Annotated in this window: 12 protein-coding genes; 6 read left to right on the forward strand and 6 right to left on the reverse strand. The window is 53.8% G+C overall.

The window, feature by feature from the left end; all coding sequences use genetic code 11:
- Positions 1-40: 40 nt before the first annotated feature.
- Positions 41-832 (reverse strand): vitamin B12 ABC transporter substrate-binding protein BtuF, encoded by a 792-nt coding sequence (btuF, locus tag ACQE3Y_RS16705; protein WP_426982117.1) that lies wholly within the window; start codon positions 830-832, stop codon positions 41-43.
- Positions 825-1,523: a 5'-methylthioadenosine/S-adenosylhomocysteine nucleosidase gene (gene mtnN / locus ACQE3Y_RS16710; RefSeq protein WP_426982118.1), complete on the reverse strand. Its 699-nt coding sequence runs from the start codon at positions 1,521-1,523 to the stop codon at positions 825-827. The genes btuF and mtnN overlap by 8 nt, the downstream gene beginning before the upstream one ends.
- Before the next feature lie 105 nt (positions 1,524-1,628).
- Between mtnN and dgt the strand changes: the two genes are divergently transcribed.
- The 3 genes from dgt (at position 1,629) to ACQE3Y_RS16725 (ending at position 6,050) form a co-directional block, all read left to right on the forward strand.
- The gene (dgt, locus tag ACQE3Y_RS16715; protein WP_426982119.1) at positions 1,629-3,125 is read left to right on the forward strand and encodes a dGTPase; all 1,497 of its coding nucleotides are present in this window, start codon (positions 1,629-1,631) and stop codon (positions 3,123-3,125) included.
- 151 nt (positions 3,126-3,276) lie between these two features.
- Positions 3,277-4,701, forward strand: a complete 1,425-nt coding sequence (degP, locus tag ACQE3Y_RS16720; RefSeq protein WP_426974526.1) for a serine endoprotease DegP — start codon at positions 3,277-3,279, stop codon at positions 4,699-4,701.
- A gap of 191 nt (positions 4,702-4,892) precedes the next feature.
- On the forward strand, positions 4,893-6,050 hold the full coding sequence (locus tag ACQE3Y_RS16725) for a CdaR family transcriptional regulator (protein WP_250651884.1): 1,158 nt from the start codon (positions 4,893-4,895) through the stop codon (positions 6,048-6,050).
- Positions 6,051-6,135: 85 nt separating this feature from the next.
- On the opposite strand, the gene ACQE3Y_RS16730 is transcribed toward ACQE3Y_RS16725, so the two are convergent.
- From ACQE3Y_RS16730 to map, 4 genes are all read right to left on the reverse strand, one after another.
- Positions 6,136-6,528, reverse strand: coding sequence for a DUF3461 family protein (locus ACQE3Y_RS16730; RefSeq protein ID WP_085067925.1), 393 nt, complete (start codon positions 6,526-6,528; stop codon positions 6,136-6,138).
- A gap of 331 nt (positions 6,529-6,859) precedes the next feature.
- Positions 6,860-7,687 carry a 2,3,4,5-tetrahydropyridine-2,6-dicarboxylate N-succinyltransferase gene (dapD, locus tag ACQE3Y_RS16735; protein ID WP_085067924.1) on the reverse strand — a complete coding sequence of 276 codons (828 nt, stop codon included), beginning with the start codon at positions 7,685-7,687 and terminating at the stop codon, positions 6,860-6,862.
- 91 nt (positions 7,688-7,778) lie between these two features.
- Positions 7,779-10,433 (reverse strand): bifunctional uridylyltransferase/uridylyl-removing protein GlnD, encoded by a 2,655-nt coding sequence (gene glnD / locus ACQE3Y_RS16740; protein WP_426974528.1) that lies wholly within the window; start codon positions 10,431-10,433, stop codon positions 7,779-7,781.
- An 84-nt stretch (positions 10,434-10,517) separates the two neighbouring features.
- On the reverse strand, positions 10,518-11,312 hold the full coding sequence (gene map / locus ACQE3Y_RS16745) for a type I methionyl aminopeptidase (protein ID WP_085067922.1): 795 nt from the start codon (positions 11,310-11,312) through the stop codon (positions 10,518-10,520).
- Positions 11,313-11,677: 365 nt separating this feature from the next.
- On the opposite strand from map, the gene rpsB reads away from it, so the two are divergent.
- The 3 genes from rpsB (at position 11,678) to pyrH (ending at position 14,383) form a co-directional block, all read left to right on the forward strand.
- Positions 11,678-12,403 (forward strand): 30S ribosomal protein S2, encoded by a 726-nt coding sequence (gene rpsB, locus ACQE3Y_RS16750; protein ID WP_165786513.1) that lies wholly within the window; start codon positions 11,678-11,680, stop codon positions 12,401-12,403.
- 246 nt (positions 12,404-12,649) lie between these two features.
- Entirely contained in the window at positions 12,650-13,501 is an 852-nt protein-coding gene (gene tsf, locus ACQE3Y_RS16755; RefSeq protein WP_249893523.1) for a translation elongation factor Ts, read from the forward strand.
- Positions 13,502-13,657: 156 nt separating this feature from the next.
- The gene (gene pyrH / locus ACQE3Y_RS16760; protein WP_085067919.1) at positions 13,658-14,383 is read left to right on the forward strand and encodes a UMP kinase; all 726 of its coding nucleotides are present in this window, start codon (positions 13,658-13,660) and stop codon (positions 14,381-14,383) included.
- Positions 14,384-14,415 lie beyond the last annotated feature (32 nt).

Here is a 14,415-nt window from a genome sequence, read left to right on the forward strand (position 1 = left end):
TATCGCCCGTCAAACGCGCTTCCCACCTGATTTTTGCCTGCTATTGCAGCGCCTGACACAATTTTTCTGCGGCCAGCACGCTACGCGGACCGGGACGGCTTAGCCAGTCTTCGGGGATCGCTATCACCGGCACCAGCAGTTGCGGCTGCCAGAATCGTGCCGTCTGAGCGGCGGCGTGGCTGTCGCCAGGCACGATAATCAGATCGGGATGGCGTGCCAGTACCTGCTCGCGGCTGACCTGCGGCCAGGGCACCGGGCTGGCTGCAAACACATTCTCACCGCCACACAGCGTCAACAGCTGGTTTTGTAAGGTTGCGCGTGCGGCAGTAAACAGCGGCTGTTGACCAAACTGTAAGAATACGCGCCGATGTTTTGGTTGTTTATTGTGTTGTTGCAATGCCTTAAAGCGCACCGCCAGGCGGTCTGCCGCATCATGGGCCTGCTGTGGAGTGGGGCTCCACGCCGCCAGCTGATGCAGCGCGGCGATAATGCTTTCAATCGAGTCGGGATCCAGCCAGATAACCTTTACGCCCAGCGTGTGCAGCTGATCGATTTGCCGCTGCGGAGAACCTCCGCGCCACGCCAGCACCAAATCCGGCTTTAGCGCCAGAATGCGTTCCAGCTTAATACCCTGCCAGTTAGCGACCTGCTCCAGCGATTTCGCTTCAGGCGGGTAATCGGACCAGGCGCTAACCGCCACCGGCGTGATCCCGGCGGCGAAGGCGAGTTCAGTGAGATGCGGCGCCAGCGTAATAACACGCGGCGCGCTGGCCGCCAGCGCCAGGCTGGAAAAGAGCCAGAGCGCCAGCAAGGCGATAATGCGTTTAGCCACGCGCCAGGTTGCCCAGCAGCATTTCCACCAGCAGTGAAGATTGCTGAGCAGCAATGCTAAGAAACTCTTCAAAGCTAAGGTGAGATTCCTGATCGGCAACGTCAGAGATAGCGCGAATGACTACAAAAGGCGTGGCGAACTGATGACAAACGTGACCGATCGCCGTGGCTTCCATCTCTACCGCAATTGCCTGCGGGAAGGTGGTGCGAATACGCGCCAGCGGTTCTGCGCCGTTGATAAAGGCATCGCCGCTCACGACCAGACCGCGTACCGCGTGCAGATTTAGCTGATTAATGCACGCTTCTGCGGCGGCAATCAGCGCGCTGTCAGCCGGAAAAGCGGCAGGACAGCCTGCCATCTGGCCTGGCTCATAGCCGAAGGCGGTGACGTCCGCATCGTGATAACGCACCTCGTCCGATATCACGATATCGCCCACTTTCAGCGAAGAATCCAGGCCACCCGCCGATCCGGTATTGATAATGAAATCAGGACGGCAGCGTTCCAGCAGCAGGGCCGTGCCCAGCGCGGCGGAAACTTTACCGATCCCGGATTTCAGCAGCGCTACCTCCACACCGTTCAGGGTACCGGTATAAATTTCACAGCCAGCGACAGAAATAGTCTGACGATTCTCGATTTTATCGCGCAGCAGTGTGACTTCCTGCTCCATTGCACCAATAATGCCTGCTTTCATAGGGTTACTCGCTAAGTAATTAAAGTGGAATTCAGCATTTGAACTGTTGCATAGTCTACCACAGGCCCACGGCAAGATGTTTTCATGCAGAAACAAGGGGAATCAATGGATAAGATTAATTTCCGGCAGCGGATCAGCTTTCAGCGCCCATGGAACAGTCGGGAAGCGCCGCAGGGCGAATATGCCATTACCCGTCATTTTGAAAGCGATCGTGGGCGTATTATTAATTCAGCCGCCATCCGTCGTTTACAGCAGAAAACCCAGGTGTTTCCGCTGGAGCGCAACGCTGCTGTGCGTTCGCGGCTGACACATTCGCTGGAGGTGCAGCAGACGGGACGTTATATCGCAAAAGAGATCCTTGAAACCCTGAAAACGCGCGGCGGCCTGGAAAAATATGGTCTGCAGGAGCTATCCGGCGCGTTTGAAAGTCTGGTGGAGATGGCCTGTTTGTTGCACGACGTGGGCAACCCGCCCTTTGGTCATTTTGGCGAAGCGGCGATCAACGACTGGTTCGACGCCAATTTACCGGCTGAGCTGGTGGATCCGCTGGTGGCAGGCGTAGACGATGGCGACGCACAGCAGCAGGCGGACTTCAGCGCCCTGAATGCGATTATCCGTCAGGATCTTTGTCATTTCGAAGGCAACGCGCAGGCTATTCGTCTGGTACATACGCTACTGCAGCTAAACCTGACCTACTGTCAGGTCGCCTGTATTTTGAAATATACCGCGCCCGCCTGGTGGCAGGGCGAAAAGCCAGCACAGTTCAGCACCCTGATGAAAAAGCCGGGCTTTTATCTTTCCGAGCGCCATTACATTGCCGAACTGCGCGCGGCCACGCAGCTGCAGGAGCATCACCGTTTTCCGTTAACCTGGATCATGGAAGCGGCAGATGATATTTCCTACTGTATTGCCGACCTTGATGATGCAGTAGAGAAGGCCATTTTCAACGTTGATACGCTGTATGGCTATCTGGAAAAACTGTGGGGGCCGGTGCGTCCCGGCGATGCTTTCAGCCGCACCATTGGTTATGCCTGGCGCGAGGCAAACGGAAAGAAAATTCGCGGCCGAAGCGATCAATTTTTTATGTCGCTGCGTGTGAGCGTGCAAAATGTGCTGGTGGCCCACGCGGTTAATCGTTTCGTGGATAATCTGGCGGCCATTTTTAACGGCGACTTTAATCATGCGTTGCTGGAAGACGAGGGCGAAGAGGGCAGGTTGCTGAAGTTATTTAAAACCGTCGCGCGCCGCCATGTATTTAATCATTCAGAAGTTGAACAGCTCGAATTACAGGGCTATCGGGTAATAAAAGGGCTGCTGGAGGTTTACCAGCCGCTGCTTAAGCTAAATTATGAAGCTTTTACCACGCTGATGACCGAAGATTTCCTGGCCGGACATCCTATCGAAACCCGACTGTTTCATAAGCTATCTGGCAAACACCGCCGTGCTTATCAACAACATATGCGCACTTTGAAAATTGAGCATAAATATCAGCGGCTGTTGTGGGAACGTTATTATCGTGCGCGTCTGATTCAGGACTATATTAGTGGAATGACCGATCTTTATGCCTGGGATGAATACCGGCGTTTAATGGCGGTTGAATAGTGAAGTAATAAAAAAGGAGTTTTGTAAAGATGCAGAATATTTTTTTACTTTTGCCAAAAAGTTACTGATGAACTTTGCGGTAAAAATTTAATCTCATCAACACGGCCAAAATGATGGTCAGCTTCATTGATCCAATACGAGTAACAGACGAATGAAAAAAACAACTCTTGTATTAAGCGCATTAGCTCTCAGCCTGGGTATGGCGATGAGTCCGACTTACGTTATGGCTGCTGAAACAGCCTCTTCCTCCACTCAGCAACTCCCCAGCCTGGCACCTATGCTGGAAAAAGTGATGCCGTCAGTTGTCAGCATCAACGTTGAAGGTAGCACCTCGGTGAAAACGCCGCGTCTGCCGCCACAGTTCCAGCAGTTCTTTGGTGATAACTCGCCGTTCTGTCAGGATGGTTCGCCATTCCTGAACTCGCCGATGTGCCAGGGCGCAGCGCCTGGCGGCAACGCGCCTCAGCAAAAATTCCGCGCGCTGGGTTCCGGTGTAGTCATCAATGCGCAGAAAGGGTATGTCGTCACCAACAACCATGTCGTGGATAATGCCACCAAAATTCAGGTGCAGCTCAGCGACGGACGCCGTTATGAGGCGAAAGTGATCGGCAAAGATCCGCGTTCCGATATTGCGCTGATTCAGCTTCAGGATTTTAAAAATCTTACTGCCATTACCATGGCTGACTCTGACACCCTGCGCGTCGGTGACTATACGGTTGCGATCGGTAACCCGTACGGGCTGGGCGAAACCGTCACGTCCGGTATTGTCTCCGCGCTGGGTCGTAGCGGCCTGAATGTGGAAAATTACGAGAACTTTATCCAGACCGATGCGGCCATTAACCGTGGTAACTCCGGCGGCGCGTTGGTTAATCTGAACGGTGAACTCATTGGGATTAATACCGCGATACTGGCTCCGGACGGCGGCAACATTGGTATCGGCTTCGCCATCCCCAGCAATATGGTGAAGAACCTCACTGCACAGATGGTGGAATATGGTCAGGTAAAACGTGGCGAACTGGGCATCATGGGCACCGAGCTGAATTCTGAGCTGGCGAAAGCGATGAAAGTGGATGCGCAACGCGGTGCCTTTGTCAGCCAGGTGATGCCGAAGTCTTCCGCTGCTAAAGCGGGCATTAAGGCGGGCGATGTGATCACCTCGCTGAACAAAAAACAGATCTCCAGCTTTGCCGCGTTGCGTGCTGAAGTCGGCTCGCTGCCGGTTGGCACTAAACTGGAACTGGGCCTGCTGCGTGATGGTAAACCGCTGACGGTTACGGTTGAGCTGCAACAAAGCTCACAGAGTAATGTCGATTCCGCAACCATCTATACCGGCATTGAGGGCGCGGGTCTGAGCAACGCGGAAGTTAACGGTCAGAAAGGCGTGCGGGTGGACAGCGTTAAACCTGGCAGCTCCGCAGCACGTATCGGCCTGAAAAAAGACGATATTATTCTTGGTGTAAACCAGCAGCCAGTGACCAATCTTGGCGAGCTACGTAAAATCCTTGATACCAAGCCCTCCGTGCTGGCGCTGAATATCAAACGCGGCGACAGCAATATCTATCTGCTTATGCAATAACGCGTTCCTGCCGGGAAACCCGCAGCAAAACAGAGAGCTCAACGGCCCGACGGCTTGTTCGTCGGGCCGTTTTTTAGTTTGTGATATCGCCCGCAAATTTATTAACCGAAGCGGTGCTTCGTGCAAATGCACAATGCTTCGCTGCGATCGTCAACGTATGCTGCTTCTTCAGGCCCTGACTGGAGTGAAAGATGGCTAACTATCACCTGGATGCTCGTCTGGCCCAGGATATCGTTGCGCGCACCATGAAAATTATCGACAGTAACGTCAACGTCATGGATGCCCGTGGCCGGATTATCGGCAGCGGCGATCGGGAACGCATTGGTGAATTGCACGAAGGCGCGCTGCTGGCGCTGTCGCAAGCGCGTGTGGTGGATATTGACGAAGCCGTTGCGCGCCATCTGCATGGCGTACGGCCCGGTATCAATTTACCGCTGCGTATTGCCGGTGAAATCGTTGGAGTCATCGGCCTGACTGGCGATCCCGTTTCACTGCGTCAGTATGGCGAGTTGGTCTGTATGACGGCGGAGATGATGCTGGAGCAGGCGCGACTGCTGCATATGCTGGCGCAGGATAGCCGTCTGCGCGAAGAGCTGGTGCTGAATCTTATCCGTAGTGAAACCCTTTCTCCGGCGCTGATGGCATGGGCGCAGCGGCTGGGTATCGACCTTAATCAGCCGCGCGTGGTTGCGGTGGTAGAGGTCGACAGCGGGCAACTGGGCGTGGACAGTGCGATGGCGGAGCTGCAGCAGTTACAGACGCTGTTGACCATGCCAGAGCGCGATAATCTGATTGCCATCGTTTCCCTTACGGAAATGGTGGTGTTGAAACCGGCGCTGAATGCTCATGGCCGTTACGATCAGGATGAGCACCGGCGGCGCGTTGATCAACTATTAGGGCGCATGAAAGAGAGTGGGCATCTGCGTATTCGCATTGCGCTGGGCAACTACTTTACCGGCGAGGGCAGTATTGCCCGCTCTTACCGCACGGCGCAAACCACCATGAGCGTTGGCAAACAGCGTATGCCGGAACAGCGCAGCTTTTTTTATCAGGATTTAGTGCTGCCGGTGCTGCTTGATAGCCTGCGCGGCGGCTGGCAGGCAAATGAGCTGTCGCGTCCGCTGGCAAAACTGAAAGCGATGGATAATAACGGCCTGTTGCGGCGTACGCTAATCGCCTGGTTCACTCATAACGTGCAGCCTTCGGCCACCGCCCGGGCGCTGTTTATTCATCGTAATACGCTGGAGTACCGGCTGAACCGGATTTCTGAACTGACCGGGCTTAACCTGGGCCATTTTGACGATCGGCTGCTGCTGTACGTGGCGCTACAGCTGGATGAGCAGCCCTAAAGAGAATACGCCGCAGCGCGGCGTATCAGGCGTGTTGATAACCTCATGCCCGAAAAGCCAGGCGTGTTGGCTATCCTGTTTTTCATTAGCGGCTGTTGCGCGTCAGCTTATCCAGATCGGATTCAATTTCAGCGATCTTGTTGGAAACCACGTTTTCCAGATGACGCAGGTCGTCAAGGATTTTACGCTTCAGATCGATTTCTACCTGATCGCGCTGGCAGATTTGATCCAGCTCATCAATCACATAGCGCAGGTTAGGGCTGATCTCCTGCACCTCTTTGTAGCCTTGCCCAATGCCATCCGCCACCACGGTTTTACGCTGGCGCGGATATTTAAATTTAACGCTTTTGGCAAAAAATTCGCCTTTATCTTTACGGAAGTAAATTTTCAGAATGTCGTTATTCGCTTCCTGACGCAGGCTGTAGCGATCGATATCTTCCGGATTGGAAATGCCCAGGCTTTTTAAATTGTCATACATGGCGATGTTTCCTGTGAACGTGAAATTAGGGCGTCGCAACTCTTCCGTTACACCTTATTTCGGCCCTGACGCTGTACGAGCATCCTGCTGAAGCAGCACAAAGGGCCTGTCATCACTGTAGACATAAACGACGACTTTCGGGAAATTGCGCCGCAGAAATGGCGGAGATAAATTATCGCCTGCGTAAAAAATAAACGCACCTTTAATTTGCAGGCAAAGCGGCGTGGATAACGGTGAGGGAAAAAGGAAAACGCAGGCCGGAACGGCGCGGGAAAAGGCGAAAACAGACGCGAACTTACCCTGCCGTTAAGGCAGGGCAGAGGATCAGGCGTTATTCATCAATGGTGCGCAGCAGCTCATTGATGCCAACTTTGCCGCGTGTTTTTGCATCAACTTTTTTCACGATGACCGCGCAATAGAGGCTGTAAGAGCCATCTTTTGACGGCAGGTTGCCGGAAACCACAACTGAGCCAGCCGGAACGCGGCCATAGTGGATTTCGCCGGTTTCACGATCGTAAATTTTGGTGCTTTGACCAATATAAACGCCCATGGAAATCACGGAACCTTCTTCAACGATTACCCCTTCGACGATTTCAGAACGGGCGCCGATAAAGCAGTTGTCTTCAATGATGGTCGGGTTAGCCTGAAGCGGCTCCAGTACGCCGCCGATGCCGACGCCGCCAGAAAGATGCACGTTTTTACCAATCTGAGCACAAGAACCCACGGTCGCCCAGGTATCAACCATCGAGCCTTCATCAACCCATGCGCCAATATTAACATAGGAAGGCATCAGCACGGTGTTACGGGCAATAAAGGCCCCCTGACGAACGGCCGCTGGTGGCACCACACGGAAGCCCTCTTTTTTGAAGCGCGCTTCATCATAAGCGGCAAACTTCATCGGCACCTTGTCGTAATAGCGGCTTTCAGCGCCGTCGATTACCTGATTGTCATTGATACGGAAAGAGAGCAGCACCGCTTTTTTCAGCCACTGATGCGTGACCCATTCACCATCAATCTTTTCGGCTACGCGCAGGGCGCCGCTGTCCAGCAGAGCGATAACCTGCTCTACGGCTTCGCGGGTGGCGGAATCTACGCTGGCGGGCGTGATATCGGCACGGCGCTCAAACGCGCTCTCAATGACACTCTGTAACTGTTGCATGTGTATTTTCATCCTGGTTATTGCATTCACCATCGCACACTATCGCTGTTGCTCCGATGATTTGGCGAACGGCTGTGTAAAAAGATCTGAGTCACACTTTATCGTTTGGATCAAGGGCCTCTGTCAACCGTTGTTGCAGCTTATGTCGCAAATTGGCGCTCAGCGCGCGGCGTTCATCATCAGCCAGAATAAACAGATCCTCGACCCGTTCGCCAATGGTGCTGATGCGTGCGCCGTGCAGCGAAATGCCCAGGTCGGCAAAGACTTCGCCCACCTGCGCCAGCAGGCCAGGACGATCAAGCGCAATCAGCTCCAGCCAGGTGCGGCGTTCGTTGAAAGAGGGCAGAAAACGCACCTCGGTATCGACATTAAAGTGTTTCAGCTTGGCTGACTGGCGGCGGGTGCGCGGCGGCGTCCAGCTGGTTTGGGTAATCGCCTGATCCAGCGCCTGGATAATCATCTGGTGGCGATCCGCCGCCAGCGGGCTGCCGTCCGGCTCCAGCACAATAAAGGTATCCATTGCCATACCGTCACGGCTGGTAAAGATCTGCGCATCGTGCACGCTGAGATTACGGCGGTCCAGCTCGCCCGCAACGGCAGCAAACAGATAGGGGCGATCCGGGCTCCAGATAAAGATTTCCGTGCCGCCGCGCGTCGCCTGCGGACTGACCAATACCAGCGGCTTGTGCAGGTCATGATTCATTAAATGGCGCGCATGCCAGGCGAGCTGGTTAGGCGTATGGCGCAGAAAATAGTCGGCGCGACAGCGGCTCCAGATTTGGTGCAGCCTCTCTTCATTGATGTTGTCCATACGCAGCAGAGCCAGCGCCTGCAGGCGATGATGGCGCACACGCTCACGCAGATCGGGTGAATTTTCCATTCCGCGTCGCAGCTGTTTTTCCGTGGCGAAAAACAGCTCGCGCAACAGGCTTTGTTTCCAGCTATTCCACAGCGTTTCGTTGGTGGCGCAGATATCCGCTACCGTCAAACAGACCAGATAGCGCAGACGATTTTCATTCTGCATCACCTCAGCGAACTGCTGGATCACCGTTGGATCCTGTATATCGCGCCGCTGAGCGGTCACCGACATCAGCAGATGATAGCGCACCAGCCAGGCAACCAGCTGCGCCTCGCGTGAGTTCAGACCGTGCAGTTCGGCAAAGTCCAGTACATCCTGTGCGCCAAGAATGGAATGGTCGCCGCCGCGACCTTTGGCGATATCGTGAAACAGCGCTGCCAGCAGCAGCAGCTCCGGCTGCGGCAGACGCGGCCACAGCTCGACGCAGAGCGGATGGCGCGAGCGGGTCTCTTCGCTGGCGAAGCTTTCCAGCTTTTGCAGCACGCGAATGGTATGTTCATCCACCGTGTAAGCGTGAAACAGATCGAACTGCATCTGACCGACAATTTTACTCCACTGCGGCATATAAGCAGAAAGAACGCTGTGACGATGCATCGGCACCAGCGCCCGGCTGACCGCGCCCGGATGGCGTAGAATAGCGAAAAAGTAGCGTCGTGCTTCCGGCAGGTTACAGAGCGGTTGCTGTAAATTACGACGCGCATAGCGTAGCTGACGCAGCGTAGAGGAATAGATGCCTTTGATATTTTCATTGCGCACCATTACCCAAAACATGCGCATGATCGCTTCCGGCTGACAACTGAAGAGCGCATCATCGCGTAGATCGATCAGGCTGCCGCGCAGTTGGAAATCGTCATCAATCGGCTGCGGTTTGTCGGTGGCGTCCAGCGCTAAAATTGCATCGTCGAACAGCTGAAGCAGCATTTGATTCAGTTCGCCGATGCGCCGCGTAACGCGGAAAAAATCTTTCATCATCCGCTCGACCGGCTCGTTACCTTCGCCCTGGTAATCCAGGCGTTGCGCGACGGTGAGCTGACGGTCAAACAGCAGGCGGTTATCGTAACGGGGCAGAGTAAGATGCAGGGCGAAACGAATACGCCAGAGAAAGGCCTGACACTCGTTCAGCTCATTGCGTTCGGCTTCAGTAAGAAAGCTGAAACCCACCATTTCATCCAGTGAGGTGGCGCCGAAGTGGCGGCGCGCCACCCACAGCAGCGTATGAATATCGCGCAGGCCGCCGGGGCTGCTTTTTATATCGGGCTCCAGGTTGTAGCTGGTGCCGTGATAACGCTTGTGGCGCTCCTGCTGTTCAGCGATTTTGGCAGCGTAAAAACGCCAGGAGGGCCAGAAGCCGTCGCTGAAAATATGCTTTTGCAGTTCCAGAAACAGCGCCACGTCGCCAACCAGCATACGCGATTCAATCAGATTGGTGGCGACGGTTAAATCAGAAAGCCCTTCCAGCAGGCACTCTTCCAGCGTGCGCACGCTGTGTCCCACCTCCAGCTTCAGATCCCACAGCAGCGTCAACAGATCGCTGGCCGCTGCCGCCGTCTGCTCATCCAATGCTTTACGGCTGAGGATCAGCAGATCAATGTCGGAAAGCGGATGCAGCTCGCCGCGACCAAAGCCGCCTACCGCAACCAGTGACATGCCATCGCGCGCTTCGAAGCCGTAAAAACGCCACAGGCGACGCAGCAAGGTATCAATAAACAGCGTGCGGGCGTCGATCAGGGCCGCGACATCTTTTCCTTCGTCAAACGCGGCGGCAAGATGCTGCTGAAAGCCTTCAAGATGCTGCTTTAGCTGCTCTCGGGTGAGCTGCGCATCGTCCCAGCCTGACGTGGACTCGGCCAGGCTACTTATTACTTCATTAGTCACGCCATTGCGCATTGAAGAGTTGCTCCGCTTTCGCCATAAAAAAAGCCGACGTAAAGTCGGCTCTTGTTAAACTTCGGTCAGGCGGGTGTCGCGCCCTCAGGCTTCGTTGACCAGCACTGCCGGAATGGTGTCATCTTTACGCAAGGTAAGAATTTCACAGCCGTTTTCCGTCACCACAATAGTATGCTCATACTGTGCCGACAAGCTGCGATCTTTGGTTTTTACCGTCCAGCCATCTTTCATGCTACGGATGCGGTAATCGCCCGCGTTCACCATCGGTTCAATGGTAAAGGTCATGCCCGGCTGCAGCACTACGCCGCCGTCGTCGGCATCGTAATGCAGCACCTGCGGCTCTTCATGAAAGCCTTTGCCGATCCCGTGTCCGCAATATTCACGCACGACGGAAAAATCCTGCGCTTCGACAAATTTCTGGATTTCACGACCCAGCGTGCGCAGACGGATGCCCGGTTTGACCAGACGCAGCGCCAGATAGAGGCTTTCCTGCGTAATGCGGCACAGGCGCTCACCCTGAATGGTGGGTTTGCCTACCAGATACATTTTCGAAGTATCGCCGTGATACTCGTCTTTTATTACCGTTACGTCGATATTAACGATATCGCCATCTTTCAGCAGCTTGTCATCACTGGGAATGCCGTGGCAAACCACGTCATTAACCGAGATACATACTGATTTCGGGAAGCCGTGATAGCCAAGGCTGGCAGAAACTGCCTGCTGGGTATTCACAATATAATCATTGCAAATGCGGTCGAGTTCACCAGTGGAAACGCCCGGCTTTACGAAAGGCTCGATCATCTCCAGCACTTCAGCGGCAAGACGTCCCGCCACGCGCATTTTTTCGATTTCTTCTGGGGTTTTAATTGAAATTGCCATTAATTTTATCCGCAGTTGTCGTCATTTTCGACAATAATAAAGCAAGTGGTGCCATGTTAGCAGGTCGGCCAGTAGGCTGCCACTGAGCGTTTAACCATGGCCGGCGGTAATTGTAATCATTAAGGAAAATGCGTTGTGCTATTCAATGCGCGCAGAAAGGAGACGAACAATTATTGGCGTCAAATCGTGCTTTATGGTATAAAGCGCGCCGACGATTCTAAGTAAGGCTGAAAAGCCCTGCTGGAAACGCATAAATCTCCCGTGTATATAACACACACATATCGGCACATGCGCCGGGGTGCCTTTCGAGGTCGGTTGCATGGGATATGTGGAGGCCCAACCCCAAACTTACTACAGAGGTAATCATGGCAACTGTTTCCATGCGCGACATGCTCAAGGCTGGTGTTCACTTCGGTCACCAGACCCGTTACTGGAACCCGAAAATGAAGCCGTTCATCTTCGGTGCGCGTAACAAAGTTCACATCATCAACCTTGAGAAAACGGTTCCGATGTTCAACGACGCCCTGGCTGAGCTGAACAAAATCGCTTCCCGTAAAGGCAAGATCCTGTTTGTTGGTACTAAGCGTGCTGCCAGCGAAGCAATCAAAGAATCTGCTCTGAGCTGCGATCAGTTCTTCGTAAACCACCGTTGGTTAGGTGGTATGCTGACTAACTGGAAAACCGTTCGTCAGTCAATCAAACGTCTGAAAGATCTGGAAACTCAGTCTCAGGACGGTACTTTCGACAAACTGACCAAAAAAGAAGCGCTGATGCGTACTCGTGAACTGGCCAAGCTGGAAAACAGCCTGGGCGGTATCAAAGACATGGGCGGTCTGCCGGACGCACTGTTTGTGATCGATGCTGACCACGAACACATCGCAATCAAAGAAGCAAACAACCTGGGTATCCCGGTATTTGCTATCGTTGATACCAACTCTGATCCGGATGGCGTTGATTACATCATCCCGGGTAACGACGATGCGATCCGTGCTGTTAGCCTGTACCTGACTGCTGTAGCGACCACCGTTCGCGAAGGCCGCTCTCAGGATCTGGCTGAGCAGGCAGAAGAAGCTTCTTTAGAGAACGCTTAATAAGGTTTGCTCTGTACAGAGCCCTTATCATTCAGATGTGATCTGTAAGGGGCCGATTATGGCCCCTTTATTTTTTTAACCGTGGTCCGGCGCATGGCCTGGCTGCGAAGCACTCCTGCTAACAGACGCTGTTGGCCCGCAGCAGATAAGCGGGCAGGCAGACTGGCCGTCCTGGTAAAACCGTGGCGGCCGTTTCCCGCGTGAGCGGGAATAAACCGCAGGCAACAGACAACTGAGGAAGAGAGAATGGCTGATATTACCGCTGCTCTGGTAAAAGAACTGCGCGAGCGTACTGGCGCTGGCATGATGGAATGTAAAAAAGCGCTGGTTGAAGCCAATGGCGACATCGAGCTGGCGATTGACAACATGCGTAAATCAGGTCAGGCGAAAGCGGCGAAGAAATCTGGTCGCGTAGCTGCCGAAGGCGTTATCCTGACTGAAGTCTCTGGCAACACCGGCGTGATCGTTGAGCTGAACTGCGAAACTGACTTCGTGGCGAAAGATGCAGGCTTCCTGGCTTTCGGTAAAGAAGTTATCGCTGCCGCTACCGCTGAGCGCATCGCTGATATTGATGTCCTGAAAGCGAAATTCGAAGATCAGCGCACTGCGCTGGTAGCGAAAATCGGTGAAAACATCAACATCCGTCGCGTTGCTATCCTGGAAGGCGAGATGGTTGGTTCTTACCTGCACGGCGCACGTATCGGCGTTCTGGTTTCTGCGACCGGTGCTGATGAAGAGCTGGTTAAACACGTTGCTATGCACGTTGCAGCAAGCAAGCCGGAATATGTTAAGCCGGAAGACGTACCGTCTGACGTGGTTGAGCGTGAGCATCAGATCCAGCTGGACATCGCCATGCAGTCTGGCAAACCGCGCGAAATCGCAGAGAAAATGGTTCAGGGCCGTATGAACAAGTTCACCGGTGAAGTTTCCCTGACCGGTCAGCATTTCGTTATGGATCCGAGCAAAACCGTTGGTCAGCTGCTGAAAGAGAAAGGCGCCGACGTGATTAACTTCATCCGCTTCGAAGTGGGTGAGGGCATTGAGAAAGTGGAAAGCGACTTTGCTGCAGAAGTTGCGGCCATGTCCAAGCAGTCTTAATGGTCCCAAAAGAACCGCCAATTGGCGGTTCTTTTTTGTCTGGGATCTTCAGCATTTTTCAGTCTCATCCCAATAGCAATCCCAACCGGCTAAGCGGATGATAGTTCGGATCTAACTCCTCATTATTTCATGATAGCTTCCAGGAAAAAAACGACCATGGCTACCAATGCAAAACCTGTATATCAACGTATCCTGCTAAAACTCAGTGGCGAAGCGCTGCAGGGCGCCGAAGGTTTCGGCATCGACGCGAGCGTGCTCGATCGCATGGCTCAGGAAATTAAAGAGCTGGTTGAGCTGGGTATTCAGGTTGGCGTCGTTATTGGTGGGGGTAACCTGTTCCGCGGCGCAGGTCTGGCTCAGGCGGGAATGAACCGCGTTGTTGGCGATCATATGGGCATGCTGGCTACCGTAATGAACGGCCTGGCGATGCGTGATGCGCTGCACCGCGCCTATGTGAACGCGCGTTTGATGTCGGCGATCCCGCTTAACGGCGTGTGCGATAACTACAGCTGGGCGGAAGCAATTAGCCTGTTGCGTAATAATCGCGTTGTTATTTTCTCTGCCGGCACCGGCAATCCTTTCTTTACCACCGATTCCGCAGCCTGCCTGCGTGGTATTGAAATCGAAGCCGATGTTGTCCTGAAAGCCACGAAAGTGGATGGCGTCTATTCTGCCGATCCGGTAAAAACGCCCGATGCTACGCTCTACGATCAGCTATCCTATCAGGAAGTACTGGAGCGTGAGCTGAAAGTGATGGACCTGGCCGCCTTTACACTGGCGCGCGACCATCAGCTGCCGATTCGCGTCTTTAATATGAATAAGCCGGGCGCATTGCGTCGTGTGGTAATGGGTGAAAAAGAAGGCACCCTGATTACGCATTAATATCCGTCACGGCGTAAAATAAGGTATATTCT

Origin of the sequence: Pantoea sp. FN0305 (genome assembly GCF_050113845.1) — a bacterium.
Classification (GTDB): domain Bacteria; phylum Pseudomonadota; class Gammaproteobacteria; order Enterobacterales; family Enterobacteriaceae; genus Mixta; species Mixta alhagi.

What these genes read in the sequence shown, in the direction of transcription:
- mtnN (WP_426982118.1), bottom strand. Translation starts at nt 1,523, where the DNA reads ATGAAAGCAGGCATTATTGGTGCAATGGAGCAGGAAGTCACACTGCTG.
- dgt (WP_426982119.1), top strand. Translation starts at nt 1,629, where the DNA reads ATGGATAAGATTAATTTCCGGCAGCGGATCAGCTTTCAGCGCCCATGG.
- degP (WP_426974526.1), top strand. Translation starts at nt 3,277, where the DNA reads ATGAAAAAAACAACTCTTGTATTAAGCGCATTAGCTCTCAGCCTGGGT.
- ACQE3Y_RS16725 (WP_250651884.1), top strand. Translation starts at nt 4,893, where the DNA reads ATGGCTAACTATCACCTGGATGCTCGTCTGGCCCAGGATATCGTTGCG.
- ACQE3Y_RS16730 (WP_085067925.1), bottom strand. Translation starts at nt 6,528, where the DNA reads ATGTATGACAATTTAAAAAGCCTGGGCATTTCCAATCCGGAAGATATC.
- dapD (WP_085067924.1), bottom strand. Translation starts at nt 7,687, where the DNA reads ATGCAACAGTTACAGAGTGTCATTGAGAGCGCGTTTGAGCGCCGTGCC.
- glnD (WP_426974528.1), bottom strand. Translation starts at nt 10,433, where the DNA reads ATGCGCAATGGCGTGACTAATGAAGTAATAAGTAGCCTGGCCGAGTCC.
- map (WP_085067922.1), bottom strand. Translation starts at nt 11,312, where the DNA reads ATGGCAATTTCAATTAAAACCCCAGAAGAAATCGAAAAAATGCGCGTG.
- rpsB (WP_165786513.1), top strand. Translation starts at nt 11,678, where the DNA reads ATGGCAACTGTTTCCATGCGCGACATGCTCAAGGCTGGTGTTCACTTC.
- tsf (WP_249893523.1), top strand. Translation starts at nt 12,650, where the DNA reads ATGGCTGATATTACCGCTGCTCTGGTAAAAGAACTGCGCGAGCGTACT.
- pyrH (WP_085067919.1), top strand. Translation starts at nt 13,658, where the DNA reads ATGGCTACCAATGCAAAACCTGTATATCAACGTATCCTGCTAAAACTC.